Here is a 23,754-nt window from a genome sequence, read left to right on the forward strand (position 1 = left end):
TTAATGATTACGAAGCGTAATTAGAAAATGGTGTCAGACCGGAGGTCAGACACCGGAGCTTCGAAATAATTTTTGGCACCGGGGTCTGACCTTTGGTCTGACCCCACTCTTGAACCCGGCAGAGACTAAGCTTTCGCCTTAGCCATCTCACGCAGTCGTTTAACCACTTCAGCACCGATTGAGCGCTGGTTGAATACACCATCCGCCTTCTCTTTGCCGGCATCTCTGCCCATCAGCAGTTCAAGCGCTTGATCCACTGTGGCAACTGAGTAGATTGAGAAAACACCTTGGCGAACGGCATCCACTACCTCTTGCTTCAACATAAGGTGTCTTACGTTAGCCTGAGGAATGATGACACCCTGTCGACCCGTTAATCCGCGAGTTTCACACAGGCGGAAGAAGCCTTCGATCTTCTCATTAACGCCGCCTATGGCCTGCACCTCACCATACTGGTTGATGGAGCCGGTCATCGCAAACTGCTGCTTGATAGGAATATGGGTCAGTGCGGAGATGAGGGTACAGATCTCAGCCATTGAGGCGCTATCTCCGTCGATATAGCCATAAGACTGCTCCATCGCGATACTCGCAGAGATCGCCAGCGGGAAATCTTTTGCATAACGGTGGCCGAGGTAACCGGAAAGAATGAGTACGCCTTTAGAGTGTATCGGCTGCCCGAGTGTGACCTCTCGCTCGATATCAACGATACCGCGGCTACCCGGGTGCACAGTTGCGGTGATACGCGCAGGTGTACCAAAGCTAACATCGCCGACTTGAAGTACCGTTAAGCCGTTCGATTTACCAATCGCCTCGCCGTCAGTATCGATCAATACGGTCTCATTGGTAATACCTTCATGAATCTTCTGGGCAAGGCGACCGGTGCGGCGCTCTTTGGCAGCAAGCGCTGCGTCGACATGGTGGGCGTCGATGTATTTATCCTCGACGCTGTTACGTCGGTAATCCGCTTCGCAGAGTAGATCTTTAAGCTCACCAATGTGTGCTGAGAGCATGTCCTGATCACCAGCAAGCCGTGATGAGTGCTCTACTAACCGCGCCACACCCTCACGCGTTAATGGTGCCAACTTCTCTTCATTAGCGAGGGTGCTCATCAACCTCGCATATTGTCGAATGGTGGCATCGGTGCGTGGCACATCCTCTTCAAAATCGACAACAACTCGGAACATCTTCTCGAAGTCATGATCTAGATCTTGGAGTAGGTAGTAGATATCTCGACCACCTATCAGCACCAGCTTCACGTTCAGATCTATCGCTTCTGGCGAAAGCGTTACTGTGCTAATACCGGTGAATTCACTGGCCGGATTCTCGATTCGAATTTCATGGGCTTTGAGGGCACGTTTAAGCGCTTGATAAACAAAGGGCTGTTCAAGGAGCTTCTCTGCTTCAATGACTAGGTAACCGCCATTAGCACGATGCAAGGCGCCCGAACGAATCAGGCGGTAGTTGGTAACCATAGCGCCCATTTCTGAGTTGTACTCAACACGGCCAAATAGGTTTTCATAGCTTGGGTGCGCTTCGTAAACGACCGGCGCACCTTTGGTCCGCTCGTTATCAACTAGCAGGTTAAGCCCATAATTATCGTTCATGAACTCACGACGGGCGGCTTCTGATTTACTTTCGAAGATCCCATCTGCAACCATTTCACCAGCGTTGCGAATCAGATCATGCTCGACATCATTCAGATAGTCATTCACACCGGATAGGTTTGAATACTCAGTTCGCACCTCATCAAAGAGTGGAACAAGCGTGTGACGTGCGGTATCGCGGTCTAGATAGCGAAGTGCATCAGCTGCTTCACGGCGCCAGCGAGGCATCTCGGTGAGCTGCTCATTCAACAGCTCTTCAAGTTCCGAGATGTGTAGATTGAATGCATCACGAATCTCTTCTGGTAGTGCCGAAAAAACAGCCTCATCAATTGCCTGTCCCTCAGCTACTGGTGTAAAGCCAATGGTACCGGCATCACGATAGACGGCGATCGAGTACTCGCGCCCTTTACGCTCAACAACCTCTACAGCAGCATCATAAAGTCGCGCAAAATCACGTTCTATGGTGCTCTTTTGGCGTTGATAGGTTGGGTTTTCAAAGGCAGCTGGCAGCTCTGTTATGGCACGGTTCAACAGCTTGCTTAGGTCTCGCTGTAGCTTAACCCCTTTACCTGCAGGCAGTTTTAGAGCCTTAGGGTAGCGAGTATCTGAAATATTCTTGAGATAGCACCAGTCGTATGGTTTGTTCTGTCTCTTCGCTGCAGATTTTAGATTCTCCATCGCGAATGAGAAACGGCCGGTATGCGGCGTGCCCATCACGAAGAGGTTATAACCTGGACGTACCATACCGACCCCAAACTCCATCGCTTCAATAGCGCGCTCTTGGCCAAAGAAGCCACTGTAGCCTTCTAGGTCATCGGTGGTTTTGAAAGGGAGTAACTCGCTGTCGCAAGTACGGTAGAGCTGATCGACGGAGAGAGGAGCGAGCTTTTCCATGTGGGTATCCCTAGCAGCGAATGGATACCCTAAGACTGACGGTCATGCCACGCTAAGTCAACGCTAAAACGGTGTAATTTTAGAGAAATTAACCAGTTTTAAGGCTGCAGTTCAGAGCGTAATTCAGCCAGAATCGCGGCTGTTTCAGGCTTCACACCACGCCAGATAAAAAATGACTCAGCTGCTTGTTCAACCAACATCCCCAGACCGTCGATTGCACGGGCATTGTGAGCTTCACACCACTCACAGAATGGCGTTTTAGTAGCGCCATACATCATGTCATAACCGCAGGTATTAGCATCAATTGCTGCATCTGGAACAGGCGGTAACTCGCCTCCAATACTGGCTGAGGTGCCGTTCACAATCAGATCAAAAGCGGGACCGGTGATTTCCGCATAGCTAATCGCTTTAAGCGGCGCACCAGGGAAGATATCGACAATGGCTTGGGCACGCTCAACGCTTCGGTTAGCGATAATCACTTCAGTCACACCCGCATCAAGCATCGGCTGAATGACACCACGCACTGCACCACCCGCACCTAGTATTAACACTCGGCGATTCTCGAGCTCTAGTCCGAGGTTATTTTTAAGATCGGTCAGTAAACCAATGCCGTCTGTGTTATCCGCACAGATCTGGCCCGCGTCATTCAACCAGAGAGTATTTGCAGCGCCTGCGGTCTCTGCTCTGGCCGTTCTAACTTCAGCCAAAGCCCAGGCCAACTCTTTAAATGGCAGGGTTACGTTACTCCCCAAAATTTCACCGCTGGTGAGCTGGCGACGCAAATTATCGGTAAAGGTCTCAGCCTCCTCCAACTGCGCTGTATACTCAATCGGCTCACCAGTAACCTGCGCAAAGTGCGCATGAATACGCGGCGAAAGGCTGTGTTTGATCGGATTACCCGTTACACGGTATAGCAGACTCATGCCTCTAAGCCCAGCCAATCACGAGACTGTAGGAAGTACTCTGTCAAACGCGCTTCTGCTGTGCCAGGCTCTGGTGCCCAGTTGTAGTCCCAACGCACTTCAGGTGGAAGAGACATCAAAATAGATTCGGTTCGCCCACCTGTTTGAAGACCAAACAGGGTACCGCGGTCGAACACCAGGTTAAATTCAACATAACGACCGCGACGATGAAGCTGGAAGTCGCGTTCTTGTTCGCCATAAGGGTCATTGCGACGACGCTCAACGATAGGCACATACGCTTGCGCATAGGCATTACCGATCGACTGCATGAGTGCAAAACTCTGATCAAATCCAAGCTCGTTAAGGTCGTCAAAGAAGAGACCGCCGATACCACGCGGCTCACCACGGTGCTTCAAGAAGAAGTAGTCATCACACCACTTTTTGTAACGGGGATATACATCACTGCCAAAAGGATCGCAGGCATCTTTAGCCACCTGGTGCCAGAAAACACAGTCCTCTTCGTTACCGTAGTAAGGGGTAAGATCGAAGCCACCACCAAACCACCATACTGGATCTTCGCCCTCTTTCTCAGCAATGAAGAAGCGAACGTTGGCATGTGATGTTGGAATCATCGGGTTGGTTGGGTGCATAACCAAGCTGACACCCATCGCTTCAAAATTACGACCCTGCAACTCAGGACGATGGGCTGTTGCTGAAGCTGGCATCTGATTGCCGTGAACGTGAGAAAAGTTAACGCCGCCCTTTTCAAAAATAGCACCATTAGTGATGACACGGCTGCGACCGCCACCACCCTCTTCACGATCCCAAGAGTCCTCCACAAACTTAGCTCCGCCATCTGCAGCTTCAAGTGCCTGACAAATGCGATCCTGAAGATCCATTAGAAAGGCCTTCACCTCTGCAACATTTGGTTTACTCATGGAGTTCTCCTTAATCTCGAATAACGGTTTGAGTCAGAGCATCACGAATCAATGACGGGCGAGATGAATCGCCTAAAGCACCCTGCACTCGAAAATCTAAATTTGAACCGAAGTAAGCGCTCACTCTCAGCTTTGTTCTTGCAGGTGTTGATCCTGCTGGATTTGCCGAGGTAGAGACTAACGGCATTTTAGCGGCTGCACACAACCTCTTTACAACAGGATGCGCGGAAACTCTGACAGCTACGGAGCTAAACTTGCCTTTAACCCAAGCAGGAATCAAGTTCTCTTCATCAGGCAGTAACCAGGTGTTTGGACCAGGCCAGCTATCGATCACAGCTGCACGTTGTGTAGAGGTCAGACCATAAAGAAGGGGTTCGATTTGATCAACATCACTCGCCACTAAAATGAGGCCCTTTTCTACCGGCCGGCGCTTAAGAGCGAGCAGCCTCATTACAGCAGCCTCGTTCCACGGGTCACATCCAAGGCCCCAGACAGCCTCTGTTGGATAGGCAATGACACCACCTTCACGGACAATCCTAGCTGCTTGATGGATATTCCAATGATTCAACATATCTCATTCGCTCAGAAATTCAGAGTGACATTCTACCTGAGCTGCTGACTAAAACGAATCGTACACCCTCCCTCTGAATTACTCCCTGCAGTTCATACTCGGTCAATTTGATCTGTAACTCTGAAATTGCCATGCCAGACATAAGACAAAGCTGATCCAGTGAAGGCTGCTCTTTGCCAATCAGATGTAATAGTGGATCGAGTGGTGAGTGGTTGTTATTGACTGGAGCGCTTTTTACATAAGGGGTAAATTCACGCAAATCTTTGTGCAGAGCAAGAAGTATATCTTCAACATTTTCGACAAGTGCTGCGCCCTGTTTAATGAGGTGGTGACACCCCTGCGCACCTGGGTTATTCAAAGCGCCCGGAATTGCCATCACCTCTCTGCCCTGCTCAAGCGCTAATTTGGCGGTTACTAATGAGCCACTTTTAATTGATGCTTCAATAATTAACGTACCCAGGCTAAGCCCAGAGATGATTCGATTGCGCTCGGGAAAAAGAAAAGGACGAGGCTGGGTGCCGGGAATCTGCTCAGTGATGATCGCCCCTCCAGAAACGAGTATCTGATCAGCAAGATTGGCATTTCGTGTTGGGTAGATTTGATCTGGCCCAGTCGCCATTACAGCGACAGTTTTTCCGAAGCGCTCGCTCGTTTGAGATAAAAAATCTTGGGCCGTCTGCTTATCCGATTTAGCATCCAATCGCACACTGTGTGATATGGCTCCACGATGGGCTGCGGCATCTATCCCCAATGCTAAACCGCTTGTAACGTGTATACCGGCTGTGGCTAGGTCTGTGGCAAGACGTTCAGCCGTTGCCCGTCCAAGCGAACTCGACTTACGACTCCCTACTATCGCAACCTGCGGCTCTGCAAGGATTGCCGGATCGCCTCGAACAAAAAGCACTGGCGGAGGGTCAAATAGGGTTTTAAGCAGTGGTGGATAGGAAGCCGAATCCAAGGCGACTGCAACACACTCTAACTTTGCGAGGCGCTCCAAAAGTTGCTGACTTCGTTCGGCAAGTCCATCAAGTTGTGCGAGTGAGTAGCGTCCAGTGGTCGCTTCAATAAGAAACTGTTTCAGGCCAGATGGGTCCCGAATAAGCTCGTTCCAGTGGGGTATCTCGAGTAGCATTTGAGCTACTCTGGGTCGCAGCGCCAACAGACGCAGGGCAACCCAATCCTCTAGGGCTGGTGGCATCCTTGCTCTCCAATTTTTATGAGCCGATCCTTGGCTCATTATTTAGATATTTGTTTTAAGGGGTGTGTAGCTCATCTCCAAGCTTAATCACCTCATGGGCACGCATCACGATTGCGTAGCTCACTTTTTCGAAGGCTTTGAATACCATCAACTCGCCTGCTCGCTCTGAGGGCAGTCGCAGGGTTTCTCCGGTTTTCGGGTCTCGAATTTTTTCGCCACGATTGAAGATCGCAAACACATCCCCTACCGAGACACCCTCTCTGAGGCCTGCATTCACTGTCAGTGTGTCAAACTGCCCAATATTAGCTACGCCGTTATGAACAGCGATGATCTCAACGTTTTCGAGCTCAGGACCCGCTTTGGGGGTAAACCGAGTGTTAAGCGCACTCTCTTCACTCGGAATGACCTGGTCCTTAATACGAACCTCTTCGACAGCATTGGCCACATCAAGCTTGATTGTTTCGGACTCAAAACCACGCACCACAACATCAGCGACGCGGTGCAACTCGAAACCTAGCTCCTCGCCAGTGTGAGGATCTTTATAGGTTTTTGATGGGCGGTAGATAGCTTGCAGCTTCTCGTCGCCAACGAGCGTGCCACGTGCATAGACACGATCGCCGTTCGCGGCAAGAATGCGCTGATTCTTGCCACCAAGAATATAGGGCGCATTGTCGAGTAGATCTTGAGAAACCACTTGGTTGTCATGCAGGAAGGCGCGCAGGTCTCGTAAAGGGATGGTTTGAATAGCCTCTTTACGAGGAATCACCTTAACCTCAGGTGTCAGTACTACGGTACCTGTTGGCCCTGAAGGCTGCTTAACGCCTAGGCGCGGCTCACCGTTTTGCCAGTAGAGGTAGATCACATCACCGGGATAGATCAGGTGTGGATTAAAGATCTGTGCATTCGCCTCCCATACCTTTGGCCAGAGCCAAGGGCTTTGCAGAAAACGAGCAGAGATATCCCACAGCGTATCGCCTTTCACAACGACGTATTCATTGGGTGCATTGTCAGCCAATTTGATCGTTTCAGCTTGTATCTGAAGCACAGAGCTACAAAGCAGTAGCGCGACAAATCGATTTAGAAACTTTTTCATATCACCTCTTCGAGTAACGCCAAAGATCAACCCCTTCAAACAACCCAAGGGAGATACCATGCAGATCATCTTACAATTACACTTTGCCAGTGACATGCAAAGCAGAATCTATGGGTTATAATAGCCCAAATTTTTAACATTGGACGAAACTCTAAGCATAAACTGCAAGAGAGTAAGAAAATATTGATATGGCACTACTGAACATCCTTGAATTTCCAGACCCACGCCTGCGCACAATTGCTGAGCCAGTTGAGCAAGTCGACGATGAGATTCGAACACTGATCGATGATATGTTCGAGACGATGTATGCGGCACCAGGCATCGGTTTGGCAGCAACGCAGATCAATGTCCACAAACGCATCGTTGTTATCGATATCTCTGAAGAGGGCGATGAGCCGCTGGTTCTGATCAACCCAGAGTACGAGCTTCTGACTGAAGAGCTAGACCAGATGCAAGAGGGTTGCCTGTCAGTGCCTGGTTTTTATGAGAATGTAGAGCGTCCAGAGCACTTGCGTCTTAAGGCATTGGATCGTGATGGCAAGCCATACGAACTTGAAGCGAAGGGGCTGCTTGCGGTCTGTATCCAGCATGAGCTTGACCACCTGAATGGTAAGCTGTTTGTCGATCATATCTCTCGTTTAAAGCGCGATCGTATTCGCTCTAAACTTGAGAAGAAACACAAATTCGAAGCACAACACGCGTAATTTACTAAACAGGTTTGCCCAGCAAGCCTGTTTTTATTTTAGGAAACCGATTTGTCGAACATCATTTTCGCAGGCACACCCGATTTCGCTGCAACACACCTGCAGGCACTTCTTGATGCGGGCATTAATGTCACCGCTGTTTATACCCAACCCGATCGTCCTGCTGGCCGTGGTCGCAAATTACAAGCGAGCCCTGTAAAACAGGTTGCCCTGGATGCTGAGATTCCGGTGTTCCAACCCCTCACTTTGCGTGATCCCGACGCACAAGCTGAACTGGCAGCCCTTAAGCCGGATCTGATGATTGTTGTCGCTTACGGTCTAATCCTGCCGCAGGTTGTATTGGATACACCAACGCACGGTTGTGTGAATGTTCACGCATCACTCCTGCCACGCTGGCGCGGTGCTGCACCTATTCATCGTGCGCTACTTGCTGGTGATGCCGAAACCGGTGTGACCCTGATGCAGATGGAGGCGGGACTTGATACTGGCCCAATGCTAGCCAAGGTTACGACGGCAATTACCGAAACCGAATCAAGCGGTGAGCTACATGATCGCCTTGCTGTTTTAGGTTCAGAGATGCTTGTTGCACAACTTCCAGCCCTGCTTGCCGGCGAGCTTGCACCAGAAATTCAGGATGATTCGCTAGCAAACTACGCTGAAAAGCTAGAGAAAGTCGAAGGTGCAATCGATTGGACCTCAAGCAGCAATGATATTGCTCGCCAAGTGAGAGGCCTATCACCCTGGCCAGTCGCTTACACCAACCTTGGCGACAAGGTAGTTCGCATTTGGCAGGCTCAATCTGTGACTGATAACTCTGGCAAACCTGGCGAGCTCATCAAAGCCGATAAACAGGGCATTCTGATCGGCTGTGGTGAGGGCTCGTTATTGATTAAATCGATTCAGATGCCTGGCGGTCGTGCCACTGATGCAGCAGCACTGCTCAACTCAAACAACCACCCTTTCCAACCAGGTATGAAGTTTGAGTAACTCTTATAATCTTCGCGCGTTGATTGCGCAGTTACTAACTCAGCTGCTGCAACATCAAGGCTCTATTGCCAGTAGGCTGCCCGCTGCATTAGCGCAGGTTGAAGGGCGTGATAAGGCGCTGTTCCAAGAGATCTGTTACGGTACTTTCCGTTATCAGCCACAGTTAGATGCGTTGAGTCAGATGCTGCTTCGCAAGCCGTTCCGTGATGATGATCTTGATATCTACGCGCTTCTTATCAGCGCGCTTTACCAGATTCGCCACCTCTCGGTTGGCGAACACGCCGTTATCAACGAAACTGTAGAGGCAGCTAAGCAGTTCGATAAACCTTGGGCGGGCAAACTGCTAAATGCAGTGCTGCGCCGCTACCAGCGCGAATCAGAATCACTAGAAGCAACACTCAAACACTCAGAAGTGGCACAGTGGAATCACCCAGAGTGGATGATTGCTAAGCTAAAAAATAACTGGCCTGATCGGTGGCAAGCGATTCTCGCCAGCAACGATCAAAGTCCACCCATGTGCTTGCGTGTAAACCGCCAAAAAGTTGAGCGCGAGGCCTATATTCAACAACTCGCCGATGCTGGCATCGAGTCGCGTGCAGGCCAGTTCTCGACTGATGCTATCTACCTGCAGACACCCTGCGGTGTTGATAAACTGCCGGGCTTTTTTAATGGCTTGGTCTCAGTTCAAGATGAAGCGGCACAACTTGCAGCTCAGCTTTTGGCACCAAAATCAGGCGAACGAGTACTCGATGCTTGTGCAGCACCTGGCGGTAAACTCTGCCATCTTCTTGAACATACACCAGATATTGAAATTGAAGCGGTTGAGCTAGAACCACGCCGAGCACCTCGCATTGAAGAGAACCTTGAGCGACTAGGCCAACAAGCAGCTTTGATTATCGGCGATGCGGCTACGAAGGATTGGTGGAGTGGCGAGCCCTATGACCGTATCCTGGTAGATGCCCCCTGTAGTGCAACTGGGGTGATTCGTCGCAACCCAGATATTAAGGCGTTGCGTCGCAATGAAGATATTGTGCCGCTGGCCAATACCCAGCTGGCAATACTCGATAATCTCTGGGATATGCTAAAGCCCGGTGGTACATTGCTCTATGCAACCTGTTCAATCTTCCCACAGGAGAATGAACGCGTGGTCGAGAGGTTCTTGAAAGATCATATTGACGCATCAGAATTAAAAATTGATGCGGATTGGGGAGTGGAACGACCACGCGGTCGCCAACTCTTCGCCCAAGAGAGCTGGCATGATGGTTTTTACTATGCGTGTTTAACACGCGCTGAGGAGGCTTAGGCTTCAATGAATGTCGTAATCTTAGGCGCGGGCCAGGTCGGTGGCTCACTGGCTGAACACCTAGCTAGCGAAGCGAACGATATCACCGTTGTCGACGTGGATGGCAAGCGCCTTCGCGAACTGCAAGACCGCTTAGATATCAGAACAATTGAAGGTCAGGCCTCTCTACCAACTATTCTTCTCAGTGCTGGCGCCGATGATGCCGACATGTTAATTGCGGTGACCAACAGCGATGAGATCAACATGATCGCTTGTCAGGTCGCTTGGTCTCACTTCCGTGTTCCGAAGCTTATCGCACGTGTTCGTGATCAGGCTTACAACTTTGATGGCGGCAAACTCTTTAACGACCAGAAAGAGAATAATGGCTCGGGCATACCTATCGATGTTTTGATCAGCCCAGAGCAACTCGTCACCCAACATATTGCGCGCATGATCCAGCATCCAGGTGCGCTTCAGGTACTAGACTTTGCGGGCGGTCGCGCCCAGTTGGTTGCTGTAAAAGCCTACTATGGCGGCCCGCTAGTAGGACGTGAAATTGCGTTACTGCGTGCACACATGCCAAATGTCGACACACGTGTTGCAGCTATCTTCCGACAAGACCGACCTATCATCCCAACGGGTGATACCGTCATAGAGGCGGATGACGAGGTTTTCTTTATTGCGGCTGCTAAAGATATTCGTTCTGTGATGAGTGAACTTCGCCGTCTTGATAATCCCTACAAACGCATCATCATCGCAGGCGGCGGTAACATCGGTTTCCGACTTGCTGAATCGATCGAATCGCAGTTCCAGGTCAAAATTATCGAACGCGGTTTAGAGCGCTGTCACCGCCTGGCCAATGATCTACAAAACACCATCGTATTGCATGGCAGTGCGAGTGATACCGACCTTCTCCTTGAAGAGAATATCGAAGATACCGATGTATTCTGTGCTCTGACCAATGATGATGAAGCGAACATCATGGCGTCGATGCTCGCCAAACGCTTAGGTGCTCGCAAGGTAATGACACTGATCAATAACCCCGCCTACGTGGACCTAGTTCAAGGTGGTGTAATTGATATCGCCATCTCGCCACAGCAGACCACTATCGGTGCGCTGCTTGCACACGTGCGTCGCGGTGACGTTGCAGCCGTTCACTCTCTGCGCCGAGGTGCGGCTGAGGCTATTGAGGCTGTAGCACATGGCGACCCATCAAGCTCTAAAGTGGTCGGCAAGGCTATTGAAGATATTGCGCTTCCAACGGGTGCAACCATCGGGGCTATTGTTCGTAATGATCAGGTGCTTATCGCACACGATGACGTTGTTGTGGAAGATGGCGACCACGTCATTATCTTCCTAGTTGATAGTCGTCACATTGCCGATGTAGAGAAGCTCTTTACTGTTGGCCTAGGCTTCTTCTGAGGACGTTATGCACTTTAAAGTCATCCTTCGAATCCTAGGTCTGCTGCTGATGATATTCAGCTTTACGCAGATTCCCCCGGCAGCAGTCTCCCTAATTTATGATGATGGCAACCTAGCAGCCTTTGTTGGTGCATTTGTCGTTACCCTACTGACTGGCTTCCTCATTTGGTTGCCGGTGATGCGCGTTCGCCAAGATCTTAGAATTCGTGATGGCTTCCTTGTCACCGTAATGTTTTGGAGCGTTTTGAGCCTGTTTGGTTCGCTCCCTATCCACTTTTCGGAATCGATTACACTGAGTTTCACCGATGCACTGTTTGAGTCCGTTTCGGGCTTAACTACCACAGGTGCAACCGTTATTGTTGGCTTAGATGAGCTACCTAAATCACTGCTCTACTACCGCCAACAGCTGCAGTGGCTTGGCGGCATGGGTATCATCGTGCTGGCCGTCGCCATTCTTCCGATGCTGGGTGTCGGCGGTATGCAGCTCTACCGTGCAGAGACTCCGGGACCAGTTAAAGATTCGAAACTCACACCGCGCATTACTGAAACCGCAAAAGCCTTATGGAACATCTATCTCACGCTAACCATCGCGTGTGCACTTGGATACTGGTTTGCAGGGATGGATCTATTTGATGCGATTGGCCATAGCTTTGCGACTGTTGCTATTGGCGGTTTCTCGACACATGACGCGAGTATTGGTTACTTCGACAGCGCCCTGATCGAATCGATTGCGATAGTCTTCATGATCTTATCTGGCATTAACTTCAGCCTTCACTTTGCAGCTTGGCGTAGCAAAGCGGTGGCCCACTACTTCTCAGATCCTGAGTTTAAGTTCTACATAGCTTCACTGCTGCTACTGGTGCTGTTCACGCTCTTCATTCTTGATTTCACCGATACGTATGAGTCGATGGATGCACTACGCAAGTCAGCGTTCATGGTCGTCTCAGTGGCTACAACCACGGGGTTTGCTACAGCGGACTTTGCTCATTGGCCAGCGATGCTGCCATTCCTGCTATTTGTTGCAGCCTTTGCCGGCGGATGTGCCGGGTCAACGGGCGGCGGTATGAAACAGATACGTCTGCTTCTGATTCTTAAACAGGGTTACCGTGAGATTGTTCGTCTGATCCACCCAAATGCGATCATGCCTGTTAAGTTGGGTCGTCAACCCATTTCAAGCAAGGTGCTAGAAGCTGTATGGGGATTCTTCTCGGTCTACCTCATGGTATTCGTCTTGATGATGATCGCGCTTCTCGCGACTGGCCTAGATCAGGTCACTGCCTGGTCTGCTGTCGGAGCTACTTTGAATAACTTAGGTCCTGGCCTTGGCGATGTTGCCGAGAACTACAGCAGCATCTCAGACCCTGCTAAATGGATACTGGTCTTTGCGATGTTACTAGGCCGTCTTGAGGTCTTTACGCTACTGGTTCTGTTAACCCCCGCTTTCTGGCGTCGTTAATCACTTCAGCTATTCGCCGCTCTACCCCACATATGGGGTTTTGGTGTACAATCCTCGGCTAATTTTTTGCAAGAAATCCTAGTCGAGGACCTCTGTCGTGACCGACACTGTCAAACCAGATGTAAGTACATTCCAAGGCCTGATTTTCGCCCTACAACAGTATTGGACTGAACAGGGCTGTGTCATCGTTCAACCGCTTGATATGGAAGTGGGCGCGGGTACCTTCCACCCAGCGACAACTTTACGTGCGATTGGCCCAGAGAGCTGGAATGCTGCCTACGTTCAACCAAGCCGCCGTCCTACAGATGGTCGCTACGGTGAGAACCCAAACCGTCTTCAGCACTACTACCAGTTCCAGGTGGTAATGAAGCCAAACCCAGACAACTTCCAAGAGCTATACCTAGGCTCACTTGAGCGTGTTGGCTTTGACCTACTTACTCACGATGTTCGTTTCGTAGAAGATAACTGGGAGTCTCCAACACTTGGTGCTTGGGGTCTAGGCTGGGAAGTTTGGCTCAATGGCATGGAAGTGACTCAGTTCACCTACTTCCAACAGGTTGGTGGTCTTGAGTGTTACCCCGTCACTGGCGAGATCACCTACGGCCTTGAGCGTCTTGCGATGTACATTCAAGAGGTGGATAGCGTCTACGATCTCGTTTGGTCAAAAGCACCAGACGGTACCGTTGTAACCTATGGTGATGTTTTCCACCAAAACGAAGTAGAGCAATCGACCTACAACTTCGAATATGCCGATGTGCCTCACCTGTTCGCGAACTTCGAACACTACGAGAAGGAGTGTCAGAAACTACTCGACGTTAATCTGCCACTACCAGCCTACGAGCAAGTGATGAAAGCATCTCACACGTTCAACCTGCTAGATGCTCGTCATGCTATCTCTGCTACTGAACGTCAACGTTACATTCTTCGTGTTCGTACCCTGGCTCGAGGCGTTGCTGAAAGCTACTTCAACAAACGTAAAGAGCTTGGCTTCCCACTAGCTGAAGAGAAGATTCGCCTCGAGGTACTAGCCTCACTGGAGGGAGCAGAATAATGAGCACTAAAGATTTTCTATTCGAACTAGGTACTGAAGAGCTACCACCAGGTGCCCTACTTACCCTCTCTGATGCCCTAGGCAAAAGTATTGAGAGCCAGCTTAAAGATGCACAGCTCTCTTACACGGGAATTGAGCTTTTTGCAGCACCACGTCGCTTAGCTGTAATCATTAGCGCTCTGGATGCTCAGCAACCGGATCGTTCAATTGAGAAGCGCGGCCCATCAGCTAAAGCACCTGAACAGGCAGCGAAAGGCTTTGCTGGTAGCTGCGGTGTTTCTCTTGAAGATCTAGAGATTGAAGCTACCGATAAAGGTGATTACTACGTTTACCGTGGCACTGAAGAAGGCAAAGCGACAAGCGAACTTCTGCCAGCTATTTTAGAGACTGCGCTTGCTGGTCTACCTATCCCTAAACGCATGCGCTGGGCAGCTAGCCGTATGGAGTTTGTCCGTCCGGTTAAATGGATTGTGGCATTGCTGGGTGATGAAGTACTTAACTGTTCACTATTGGGCATTGAGTCAGGCCGTAAGTCACGTGGCCACCGTTTCCACTACCCACATGATATTGAGCTGATCAACGCTAAAGATTACGCAGAAGCGCTTCTAAATACCGGCAAGGTAGTTGCTAGCTTTGAAGCACGTAAAGAGATGATTCGCTCTCAGGTGCTTGCTGAAGCTGCTCGCATTGGCGGCACAGCAGAGATTGATGAAGATCTACTCGACGAAGTGTGTGCGCTTAACGAATGGCCTGTTGCGCTTGCTGGCCGCTTTGAGGAACGATTCCTTGAAGTACCAGAACAAGTTCTTATTCTTTCGATGAAAGAGAACCAGAAGTATTTCCACCTTGTGGACAGCAACAATAAGTTGATGCCTTACTTCATCACCATCTCAAATATCGAGTCTAAAGATCCACAGCAGGTCATCGCTGGTAACGAAAAAGTTATCCGCCCTCGCCTAGCCGATGCTGCATTCTTCTTTGAAACAGACAAGAAGGCTCCGCTAATCAATCGCCTAGAGAAGCTTAAGAGCGTCGTTTTCCAAAATGAGCTTGGCACGGTTGCCGCTAAAGCTGAACGTATCGAAGCGACTGCTAAACAGATTGCGGCTAAGATTGGCGGCAATGTTGAGTTTGCTTCACGGGCATCTCTTCTAGCTAAGTGTGACCTTTTAACTGATACGGTTTATGAGTTCACAGAATTGCAGGGTTTGATGGGTTACCACTTTGCCCTTCACGATGGTGAGGAGACCGAGGTCGCTCAAGCAATTTATGAGCAGTACATGCCTAAGTTTGCTGGCGATGATCTACCTGCAACTAAAACGGGTATCGCTGTCGCGCTTGCTGATCGCCTAGATACACTTGTTGGTCTATTCGCGATTAACCAGCCACCTACCGGCTCTAAGGACCCGTTTGCTCTTCGTAGAGCGGCTCTTGGCGTGCTTCGCATTATCGTTGAGCATGAACTGGATCTTGATCTGAAAGAGCTATTATCGATTGCTGCATCAAACTACAGCGATCTGCCGGCACTAGACAATGCCGCAGAGCAGGTCTTTGAATTCATGCTAGAGCGCTTCCGTTTCTGGTTTGAAGAGGAAGGTATCAGCGCTGAGATCTACCTCTCTGTCCATGAAGTTCGCCCATCTAAACCACTCGACTTTGTTCGTCGTGCGCGCGCCGTTTCTAAATTCTTGGAGTTAGAGTCTGCAGCTTCTCTTGTAGCTGGTAACAAGCGTGTAGCTAATATTCTTGCGAAACTTGAATCACCAGTGACTGCTGTTATTGATCAGTCGCTATTGAGTGATGCTGCTGAAATTGAACTTGGTTCGGCACTAGTTAACCTTCAGTCTGCGGTTTCTACAATGACTGCAGCGGGTGACTACCAAGGTGCTCTTCAGTCCCTTGCGGACCTACGCACACCAATCGACCGATTCTTTGAAGAGGTTCGAGTTATGGCTGATGAAGAGCAAATTCGTAACAACCGCTTGGCTGTCCTTAGCCAGCTACATGCGCTCTTCTACGGTATTGCAGATATCTCAAAACTAGCTTAAGAGCTCGCTATGGTACTAAGACGCCCTCTTCTGAGGGCGTTTTCATTTCTCTATTTTCTTATTTTTGTTTTAGCTCAGCTTGTTCTGAGTGCCATGTTTCACGTGAAACATATCAATCTATAAGCCATCCAAATAATCAGCAGCGGCCTGCCCGGCACGATATCCAGTTGTAAAACAGCCCGTTAAAAGATAACCACCGGTCGGCGCATCCCAATCAATCATTTCACCGGCAACAAAAATGCCTGGTTTAGAGATCACCATCAAGCCATTACTCAAGGTTTCTCTATCAACCCCGCCTATGGTGCTGATAGCCTCATCCATTGGCCGCGGATTATTAAGCCGAATGGGATATCCCTTAATCCTATCTGCGAGCTGCAAAGGGTTCAGTTCAGATAATTTAACGCCCTCATTAAGAAGCGAGATGACAGTAACATTTAGACGGAACAACTTGCGCAATTTGTTCGCCATGCTCTCTTTTTTGGACGCGAAGGTAAGTTTGTCGGCAATAGCATCACGGCTATGTTCTGGCAGAAAATCAATTAGTAGTGTCGCACCATTATCCCAATTCTCACGGATAATTTTATTTGCAGCATATACGCCTGTGCCTTCAATTCCGTACTCAGTTAGCATTACCTCGGAGATTATCTTTACTGATGGATCCTCAATATAGAGACTCACTTTTTTTAGGGGCTGACCAGATATCCGTTCTTTAAGGTAATCAGACCAATCGACCTCAAAGCCAACATTTGAAGCAGCAAGTGATTTAACATTTACGCCCACCTCTAGTAGCACATCAACCCATGAGCCATCGGAGCCTAGTTTTTTCCAACTACCGCCACCTAATGCAAGTATCAGAGCATCGAATTGGACATAGCTAATTTCGCCCTCTGATTCAATCAAGATGCAATTATTACCAGCGGCACTTTTTTGCTCACTCCAGCCTAGCCAACGTGAGCGTGGGTGAAAGCGAACGCCTTGCTCTACTAGCTTCGCTTTCCAACGTCGCAGAAGTGGTGCCGCTTTCATCTCTGCAGGAAAGACACGACCAGAACTTCCAACAATCGTCTCTACACCTAAGCCATGAATCCAATCGATAAGTTCGGCAGGCCCAAAGCTATTTAGCATTGGGCTAAACCAATCAGCGGCATCGCCATACCTACTGATAAATTTATCCATAGATTCCGAGTGGGTGATATTCATGCCACCTATGCCAGCAAGAAGGAACTTACGTGCGACACTTGGCATAGCATCATATAGATCCACTGTATGACCACGTGCAGATAGTTGCTCAGCTGCAAAGAGCCCAGCCGGACCTCCACCAATCACTACAGCTCGCTTACTATTCATTTATGACTCCAACAAGATGTTTCACGTGAAACAAAAAACGGCCCGAAGGCCGTTTTATAAAATACCATAACGAATTAAACGTCTAGGTTAGATACGTTAAGTGCATTCGATTCAATGAAGTCACGACGAGGTTCAACTTCGTCACCCATCAGGGTAGTGAATAGCTGGTCGGCACTGATTGCATCTTCAATGGTTACTTGCAACATGCGACGAGCGTCTGGATCCATAGTCGTCTCCCAAAGCTGTTCTGGGTTCATCTCACCCAGTCCTTTGTAGCGCTGGATGTTTGAGCCACGACGAGCAAGACCCATCAGCCACTCAATGCCTTCACCAAGTTCAGTAACGTCCATACGACGCTCACCACGCTCTAGGTACGCACCATCAGCAAGAAGACTTGTAAGCTCACCACCGAGATCGACAATCAGATCATAGTCACGCGAACGGAAGAAGTCCGCTTCGAAACGGTAGCTAGTAGTAATACCATGAAGAAGTACATTCACAACTGGAACGTATACGCTGCGCTCTTGATCGAACTCTACAGTCACTGTGTAAACTTCAGAACCAGAAGTGACAGTTGTATCCAACTTGCTCTGAAGCGCTTCAGCCCAAGATTTCACCTGCGCTTCGTTAGCTAGCTGATCAGATGCTAGACGAGGCACGTAGAGCGACTGCATAAGCGCCTGGCTAGGGTAGATTCTAGATAGACGAGCGATCATTGCCACGACACGACGGTAGCGCTCAAATAGCGTCTCAAGTGCCGCACCAGCAATCGCAGGAGCACCTTCTGAAGGGTATAGGGATGTACCCTCTAAAGCGCCCTGCAGTAGGTATTTGTCCATTGCATCATCATCTTTAAGGTACTGCTCTTGCTTACCCTTCTTCACTTTATAAAGTGGTGGCTGTGCTATGTAGATGTAACCTTTCTCAATCAGCTCTGGCATTTGACGGAAGAAGAAGGTCAAAAGCAGGGTACGGATGTGAGAACCATCGACGTCAGCATCGGTCATGATAATGATGTGGTGGTAACGTAACTTCTCAATGTTGAACTCATCACGGCCGATACCACAACCCAATGCGGTAATCAGCGTACCAACCTCGGCAGATGAGAGCATCTTATCGAAGCGCGCTTTCTCGACGTTTAGGATCTTACCTTTTAGAGGCAGAATCGCTTGTGTACGGCGGTCACGGCCCTGCTTAGCAGAACCACCCGCCGAGTCACCTTCGACGAGGTATAGTTCAGATAGGCCTGGGTCTTTCTCCTGACAATCAGCAAGCTTGCCCGGTAGACCCGCGATATCAAGGACACCCTTACGACGAGTCATTTCGCGCGCTTTACGTGCTGCTTCACGAGCACGCGCAGCGTCCATCATCTTCTGAACTACCGCTTTAGCTTCAGCTGGATTTTCAAGCAAGTAGGAGTTGAAGTGTTCAGCCATTAGCTGCTCAACCGCTGTTTTCACCTCAGAAGAGACAAGCTTATCTTTGGTCTGCGATGAGAACTTAGGATCAGGAACTTTAACAGAGATGATCGCTGTTAGACCCTCACGGCTGTCGTCACCACTGGTGCTTACACCACCTTTCTTGTTGAGGGACTCAGACTCAATGTAGCTATTTAGACCACGAGTCAGTGAAGCACGGAAGCCAGATAGGTGGGTACCACCATCACGCTGCGGAATGTTATTTGCAAAACAGTGAATAGACTCTTGGAAGCTATCGTTCCACTGCAGCGATACCTCAACACCAACACCATTCTCATGCATCGCATTGAAGTGGAAGATACTGTTGATAGGTGATTTGTTGTGGTTCAAGAAATCAACAAACGCAGCCAAACCACCTTCGTACTCAAATACCTCTTCACGGCCAGAACGCTCATCTTTAAGACGAATACGCACACCTGAGTTTAGGAAAGATAGTTCACGAAGACGCTTAGCTAGAATCTCATATTGGAATTCGATGTTGGTAAACGTTTCTGGGCTTGGCCAAAAACGAACGATAGTGCCTGTGCTACCTGTTTCGCCCACAACCTTAAGAGGCTCAGCTGGTACACCGTGGTTATAAACCTGTTCATGGACCTGACCCTTACGACGAATCGTTAGGCGAAGCTCTGTTGAGAGTGCGTTTACTACAGATACACCCACACCATGAAGACCGCCAGAGACCTTGTAGGTGTTGTCATCAAACTTACCGCCTGCGTGCAGAACCGTCATGATAACTTCTGCTGCAGAGACACCCTCTTCTTCGTGAATGTCGGTAGGGATACCACGACCGTTGTCGCTTACCGTAACACTCTCATCCGCGTGAATAATAACTCCGACCTCAGAACAGTAACCGGCAAGCGCTTCATCGATACCGTTATCAACAAGCTCAAACACCATGTGATGCAAACCACTGCCATCATCGGTATCACCGATATACATGCCAGGACGCTTACGGACCGCATCTAGGCCCTTAAGTACCTTGATGCTCGATGCGCCATATTCTTGGTTTGACTCACTCATCTGACTCTCCAAATCTCTGCTTAGCAGTTAACTGACCTGATTCTAACTGAATTAGGGCACCATCAGTTTCTGTACCCCAAACTTCCAGCATCGAGCTTGGCTCGACACAGGTTATAAAACATTGGCTACCACTCTGCTTCAGATATTCACAGAAGGTACCTAGGTGACCGCGATCTAGCTCAGCTGGTAGGTCATCAATTAGATAGACACAAGGCTGGCCACGCTGGGCAGCATATAACTGCCCTTGCGCGAGTTTTAACGCGCTCACCACTAACTTCTTTTGGCCGCGCGAGAGGTGCTCAGCAGCGGCACGATTTCCAACCTTAAAGCGCAAGTCCGCTCGTTGAGGTCCTACAGAGGTAAAGCCTTGGCGCATGTCACGCTCAAAACTCTCATCCAGCAGTTGCTGGAGACTCTGATCGGTATCCCAACCAGGTGAAAATTTAAGCTCCGTTTTTACCTCACGCACCAACTGTTCAGATATCTCTGCAAAGTGCGGAAGTAGGGCCTCAATGTAGGCACGACGAAGTTCTGTAAGTCGTTCAGCGTGAAGGATAAATTCACGATCCCACACCTCTTTTAACGACCGCTCAATAGTACCACGTTTAAGTAGAGAATTCCTTTGTTTTAAGGCCCTCTGAAAGCCTCTCCAGACAGAAATAAAGCCTGGTGTATGGTGAAAAGCGCCCCAATCAATAAACTGCCTACGCACAGAGGGAGAACCATCTAAAAGATTGAAGGTATCGGAGTCGATAACTTGAAGCGGCATTAACGAAGCTAGGGTTGTTAAATCGATATCTTCACCGCGATAACGGACACGTAATTCACCTTGCAGCGTTCTCTCAATACCCAGAGAGCCACCGCCGTCAGGCCCATCAATCTGCGCGAAACACGTCGTTAGCGGCTGACCTTCGGTGATGACATGTCGACTTTGATGGGTGCGAAAAGAGCGAGCGATAGAGAGAAGGTGAATCCCCTCGAGAATACTGGTTTTACCGCTGCCGTTAGGGCCATGAATAATATTGATATCGGGCGCCGCATCGAAACTGAGAGCCGATATAGAACGAATGTTAGAGAGTTTTAATCGCGAAATGCGCATAAATATAGCGCTGCCCACTCAGAGATGAGCAGGCAGCCTGGTAACACCAATTACATGCGCATTGGCATGATAACGTAGGTAGAGTTTGGATCATCAAACCCTTGAACCAGTGCAGAGCTGTTAGCGTCTGCAACGGTGAAGCGAACCACGTCCGCGTTGAGAATAGAGAGAACATCCAGCAAGTAGTTAACGTTGAAGCCGATATCCAAAGCAGGACCTTCATACTCAACAGCTACTGTCTCTTCCGCCTCTTCCTGCTCAGGGTTATTAGCGGTTACTTTAAGGTAACCATCGCTAAGCGTTAGACGCACGCCGCGGTACTTCTCGTTAGAGAGGATAGCGATACGCTGGAATACTGCACGAAGTTCTTGGCGATCACCCAGAATCACTTTATCGCCATTCTTAGGAATCACACGCTGGTAATCAGGGAACTTGCCGTCTACAAGCTTAGAGGTGAATGTAAAGTCACCAACATTCGCACGAATGTGCGAAGAGCCAATCACCAAGGTCACTGGTGAATCACCGCCCTGGAGAAGACGAGCAAGCTCAAGAATACCTTTACGCGGTACGATGATCTGATGCGAACCACCGTTAGGGACATCTGCAGAACATGCTGAGGTAGCAAGACGGTGACCATCAGTCGCAACCGAACGAAGTGAGTCTTCACTCACTTCTAGAAGCATACCGTTAAGGTAATAACGCACATCTTGCTGCGCCATAGAGAAGCCTGTCTTCTCGATCAACTGACGAAGTTCAACCTGCGGCAAGCGAAGCTCAAATGTCTGCGGGCTATCTTCAACATTAGGGAACTCTGACGCTGCCAATGTTGATAGTGAGAACTTAGAACGGCCAGATTTGATAACCATCTTCTGCCCTGTCAGCTCCATCTCGATACGCGCATCATCTGAGAGTGACTTACAGATATCCATCAGCTTGCGCGCTGGCACAGTCACAGAACCAGACTGAGCAGGCTCATCTAACTGAACACGGCCAATCAACTCTACTTCAAGGTCGGTACCTGTTAGCGAAAGTTGATCACCCTCAGCAACAATAAGAATGTTGGAGAGCACTGGCAGAGTTTGACGGCGTTCTACAACACCAGCAACAAGCTGCAGCGGTTTAATCAAGGCTTCACGAGTGATAACGAATCTCATGCGTATTCCTGTCCCAGTTCTCAGTTAGGTCGTCAGATGACGAAGCAAGTTTTTGTAATCTTCCGCGATCTCGGCGTCACTGTCACGTAACTCTTTGATCTTTCTTGTCGCATGTAACACTGTTGTGTGGTCTCGACCACCAAACGCATTACCAATTTCAGGCAGACTGTGGTTTGTCAGCTCTTTCGACAGTGCCATTGCAACCTGACGAGGCCGAGCAACCGAGCGGCTGCGACGCTTTGAGTGGAGATCTGCTACACGTATTTTATAGTACTCAGAGACCACTCGCTGAATGTTATCAATACTAACCTGTTTGTCCTGTAATGCCAGCAAGTCTTTCAACGACTCTTTAACAAAAGTGGTGGTAATTGGACTGCCAGTAAAGTGAGCATTCGCTATCACGCGTTTCAGCGCACCTTCTAACTCTCGAACATTACTACGGATTTTTTGTGCAAGGAAGAAAGCAGCGTCATCTGGAAGCTTAATACGCGCCTCTTGCGCCTTACGTTTCAAGATAGCAACGCGCGTCTCAAGCTCGGGTGGTTCAATCGCAACTGTGAGACCCCAGCCAAAACGGGACTTGAGGCGCTCTTCCATACCGCCAATCTCTTTAGGGTAGCGGTCACTGGTCAAAATCATCTGCTGGCCCCCCTCTAACAGTGCGTTAAAGGTGTGGAAGAACTCCTCTTGCGAGCGATCTTTATTAGCAAAAAATTGAATATCGTCGATCAACAGTGCATCGACTGAGCGGTAGTAACGTTTAAAGTCATTAATTGCATTGAGTTGCAGCGCTTTCACCATATCTGCAACAAAGCGCTCTGAGTGCAGGTAGACGATTTTAGCGTTTGGATTACGCTTTAACATTTCAGCACCCACTGCATGCATTAAGTGGGTTTTACCTAGACCGACACCACCATAAATAAAGAGTGGGTTGTATCCACCGCCTGGGTTATCAGCAACTTGCTGTGCAGCAGCCAAGGCAAGCTGGTTCGACTTACCCTGGACAAAAGATTCGAAAGTGAAACTTGGATTAAGTGTGGTGTTATGACGCAGTCCACCCTCAACCTGAACAGCGCGCTCTCCAACATCTGAGAGATCCGTTGAGGCGTCATCATCAAAATCGAGTAGCTCACCAGTGACTGGCGTTGCTGTTGCGGTCGTTGAATCGATGTTTGCACCAGTCATGGCTGGCGAGGTTGGTTTCAAACGCACAGGTGCGGGACGTGAACGTTGCGCACGATCCATAGGTGCTGCAGCACCTGCAATTCCTATTTCAACGCGAGGTGCATCGAGGCCGGCAAGTCGCTCTACAACCTCTTGGATGCGAGGTACAAACTTGTCATTAACCCAGTCCCTAACAAAACGGTTAGGCGCCAACAGACGAAAATCAGCATCCGAACTTTCATCATAGGTGAGCGGACGAACCCAGGTATTAAACTGCTGTTCGGGCAACTCATGACGAAGCGTCTCAAGTGATTTCTGCCAAAGCTGAAGGGACATTACTGCTCC

The 23,754-nt window shown here is 49.4% G+C and carries 18 protein-coding genes; 7 read left to right on the forward strand and 11 right to left on the reverse strand.

The window, feature by feature from the left end; all coding sequences use genetic code 11:
- Positions 1-125: 125 nt before the first annotated feature.
- From HH196_RS09090 to HH196_RS09115, 6 genes are all read right to left on the reverse strand, one after another.
- Complete coding sequence (locus tag HH196_RS09090) at positions 126-2,495, reverse strand: Lon protease family protein (protein WP_169451807.1); 2,370 nt, start codon at positions 2,493-2,495, stop codon at positions 126-128.
- A gap of 98 nt (positions 2,496-2,593) precedes the next feature.
- Positions 2,594-3,418: a shikimate dehydrogenase gene (gene aroE, locus HH196_RS09095; RefSeq protein ID WP_169451808.1), complete on the reverse strand. Its 825-nt coding sequence runs from the start codon at positions 3,416-3,418 to the stop codon at positions 2,594-2,596.
- Positions 3,415-4,335 carry an oxygen-dependent coproporphyrinogen oxidase gene (gene hemF / locus HH196_RS09100; protein ID WP_169451809.1) on the reverse strand — a complete coding sequence of 307 codons (921 nt, stop codon included), beginning with the start codon at positions 4,333-4,335 and terminating at the stop codon, positions 3,415-3,417. Before hemF ends, aroE begins: the two co-directional genes overlap by 4 nt.
- Before the next feature lie 10 nt (positions 4,336-4,345).
- Entirely contained in the window at positions 4,346-4,906 is a 561-nt protein-coding gene (locus HH196_RS09105) for an L-threonylcarbamoyladenylate synthase (RefSeq protein ID WP_169451810.1), read from the reverse strand.
- Positions 4,907-4,925: 19 nt separating this feature from the next.
- Complete coding sequence (locus HH196_RS09110) at positions 4,926-6,104, reverse strand: DNA-processing protein DprA (RefSeq protein ID WP_169451811.1); 1,179 nt, start codon at positions 6,102-6,104, stop codon at positions 4,926-4,928.
- A 55-nt stretch (positions 6,105-6,159) separates the two neighbouring features.
- The gene (locus HH196_RS09115) at positions 6,160-7,197 is read right to left on the reverse strand and encodes a LysM peptidoglycan-binding domain-containing protein (protein WP_169451812.1); all 1,038 of its coding nucleotides are present in this window, start codon (positions 7,195-7,197) and stop codon (positions 6,160-6,162) included.
- Positions 7,198-7,385: 188 nt separating this feature from the next.
- Here HH196_RS09115 and def point away from each other — a divergent pair, with 188 nt between their 5' ends.
- The 7 genes from def to glyS all read left to right on the forward strand — a co-directional run bounded on the left by def (position 7,386) and on the right by glyS (position 16,147).
- Positions 7,386-7,901, forward strand: a complete 516-nt coding sequence (gene def / locus HH196_RS09120) for a peptide deformylase (protein ID WP_169451813.1) — start codon at positions 7,386-7,388, stop codon at positions 7,899-7,901.
- Positions 7,902-7,952: 51 nt separating this feature from the next.
- The gene (fmt, locus tag HH196_RS09125; protein ID WP_169451814.1) at positions 7,953-8,888 is read left to right on the forward strand and encodes a methionyl-tRNA formyltransferase; all 936 of its coding nucleotides are present in this window, start codon (positions 7,953-7,955) and stop codon (positions 8,886-8,888) included.
- Positions 8,881-10,191, forward strand: a complete 1,311-nt coding sequence (gene rsmB, locus HH196_RS09130) for a 16S rRNA (cytosine(967)-C(5))-methyltransferase RsmB (protein WP_169451815.1) — start codon at positions 8,881-8,883, stop codon at positions 10,189-10,191. The genes fmt and rsmB overlap by 8 nt, the downstream gene beginning before the upstream one ends.
- A gap of 6 nt (positions 10,192-10,197) precedes the next feature.
- Positions 10,198-11,592 carry a Trk system potassium transporter TrkA gene (gene trkA / locus HH196_RS09135; protein WP_169451816.1) on the forward strand — a complete coding sequence of 465 codons (1,395 nt, stop codon included), beginning with the start codon at positions 10,198-10,200 and terminating at the stop codon, positions 11,590-11,592.
- A gap of 7 nt (positions 11,593-11,599) precedes the next feature.
- The gene (locus HH196_RS09140) at positions 11,600-13,048 is read left to right on the forward strand and encodes a TrkH family potassium uptake protein (protein WP_169451817.1); all 1,449 of its coding nucleotides are present in this window, start codon (positions 11,600-11,602) and stop codon (positions 13,046-13,048) included.
- Between the two features lie 97 nt (positions 13,049-13,145).
- A complete protein-coding gene (gene glyQ, locus HH196_RS09145; protein WP_169451818.1) occupies positions 13,146-14,099 on the forward strand; it encodes a glycine--tRNA ligase subunit alpha in 954 nt (317 codons plus the stop codon).
- Positions 14,099-16,147, forward strand: a complete 2,049-nt coding sequence (gene glyS, locus HH196_RS09150) for a glycine--tRNA ligase subunit beta (protein ID WP_169451819.1) — start codon at positions 14,099-14,101, stop codon at positions 16,145-16,147. The genes glyQ and glyS overlap by 1 nt, the downstream gene beginning before the upstream one ends.
- A gap of 117 nt (positions 16,148-16,264) precedes the next feature.
- Here glyS and HH196_RS09155 read toward each other — a convergent pair whose 3' ends face one another.
- The 5 genes from HH196_RS09155 to dnaA form a co-directional block, all read right to left on the reverse strand.
- Positions 16,265-17,494 (reverse strand): TIGR03862 family flavoprotein, encoded by a 1,230-nt coding sequence (locus tag HH196_RS09155; protein WP_169451820.1) that lies wholly within the window; start codon positions 17,492-17,494, stop codon positions 16,265-16,267.
- A 74-nt stretch (positions 17,495-17,568) separates the two neighbouring features.
- The gene (gyrB, locus tag HH196_RS09160) at positions 17,569-19,992 is read right to left on the reverse strand and encodes a DNA topoisomerase (ATP-hydrolyzing) subunit B (protein WP_169451821.1); all 2,424 of its coding nucleotides are present in this window, start codon (positions 19,990-19,992) and stop codon (positions 17,569-17,571) included.
- Entirely contained in the window at positions 19,985-21,091 is a 1,107-nt protein-coding gene (recF, locus tag HH196_RS09165) for a DNA replication/repair protein RecF (protein ID WP_169451822.1), read from the reverse strand. The genes gyrB and recF overlap by 8 nt, the downstream gene beginning before the upstream one ends.
- Before the next feature lie 50 nt (positions 21,092-21,141).
- Complete coding sequence (gene dnaN / locus HH196_RS09170) at positions 21,142-22,245, reverse strand: DNA polymerase III subunit beta (RefSeq protein WP_169451823.1); 1,104 nt, start codon at positions 22,243-22,245, stop codon at positions 21,142-21,144.
- 24 nt (positions 22,246-22,269) lie between these two features.
- Positions 22,270-23,745, reverse strand: coding sequence for a chromosomal replication initiator protein DnaA (dnaA, locus tag HH196_RS09175; RefSeq protein ID WP_169451824.1), 1,476 nt, complete (start codon positions 23,743-23,745; stop codon positions 22,270-22,272).
- Positions 23,746-23,754 lie beyond the last annotated feature (9 nt).

The sequence above is a fragment of the Marinobacterium sp. LSUCC0821 genome (assembly GCF_012848475.1).
Taxonomy (GTDB): domain Bacteria; phylum Pseudomonadota; class Gammaproteobacteria; order Pseudomonadales; family Balneatricaceae; genus Marinobacterium_E.

Excerpts from the sequence above, each read along its gene's own strand:
- HH196_RS09090 (WP_169451807.1), bottom strand. The coding sequence starts at position 2,495 with ATGGAAAAGCTCGCTCCTCTCTCCGTCGATCAGCTCTACCGTACTTGC.
- aroE (WP_169451808.1), bottom strand. The coding sequence starts at position 3,418 with ATGAGTCTGCTATACCGTGTAACGGGTAATCCGATCAAACACAGCCTT.
- hemF (WP_169451809.1), bottom strand. The coding sequence starts at position 4,335 with ATGAGTAAACCAAATGTTGCAGAGGTGAAGGCCTTTCTAATGGATCTT.
- HH196_RS09105 (WP_169451810.1), bottom strand. The coding sequence starts at position 4,906 with ATGTTGAATCATTGGAATATCCATCAAGCAGCTAGGATTGTCCGTGAA.
- HH196_RS09110 (WP_169451811.1), bottom strand. The coding sequence starts at position 6,104 with ATGCCACCAGCCCTAGAGGATTGGGTTGCCCTGCGTCTGTTGGCGCTG.
- HH196_RS09115 (WP_169451812.1), bottom strand. The coding sequence starts at position 7,197 with ATGAAAAAGTTTCTAAATCGATTTGTCGCGCTACTGCTTTGTAGCTCT.
- def (WP_169451813.1), top strand. The coding sequence starts at position 7,386 with ATGGCACTACTGAACATCCTTGAATTTCCAGACCCACGCCTGCGCACA.
- trkA (WP_169451816.1), top strand. The coding sequence starts at position 10,198 with ATGAATGTCGTAATCTTAGGCGCGGGCCAGGTCGGTGGCTCACTGGCT.
- HH196_RS09140 (WP_169451817.1), top strand. The coding sequence starts at position 11,600 with ATGCACTTTAAAGTCATCCTTCGAATCCTAGGTCTGCTGCTGATGATA.
- glyS (WP_169451819.1), top strand. The coding sequence starts at position 14,099 with ATGAGCACTAAAGATTTTCTATTCGAACTAGGTACTGAAGAGCTACCA.
- HH196_RS09155 (WP_169451820.1), bottom strand. The coding sequence starts at position 17,494 with ATGAATAGTAAGCGAGCTGTAGTGATTGGTGGAGGTCCGGCTGGGCTC.
- gyrB (WP_169451821.1), bottom strand. The coding sequence starts at position 19,992 with ATGAGTGAGTCAAACCAAGAATATGGCGCATCGAGCATCAAGGTACTT.
- recF (WP_169451822.1), bottom strand. The coding sequence starts at position 21,091 with ATGCGCATTTCGCGATTAAAACTCTCTAACATTCGTTCTATATCGGCT.
- dnaN (WP_169451823.1), bottom strand. The coding sequence starts at position 22,245 with ATGAGATTCGTTATCACTCGTGAAGCCTTGATTAAACCGCTGCAGCTT.
- dnaA (WP_169451824.1), bottom strand. The coding sequence starts at position 23,745 with ATGTCCCTTCAGCTTTGGCAGAAATCACTTGAGACGCTTCGTCATGAG.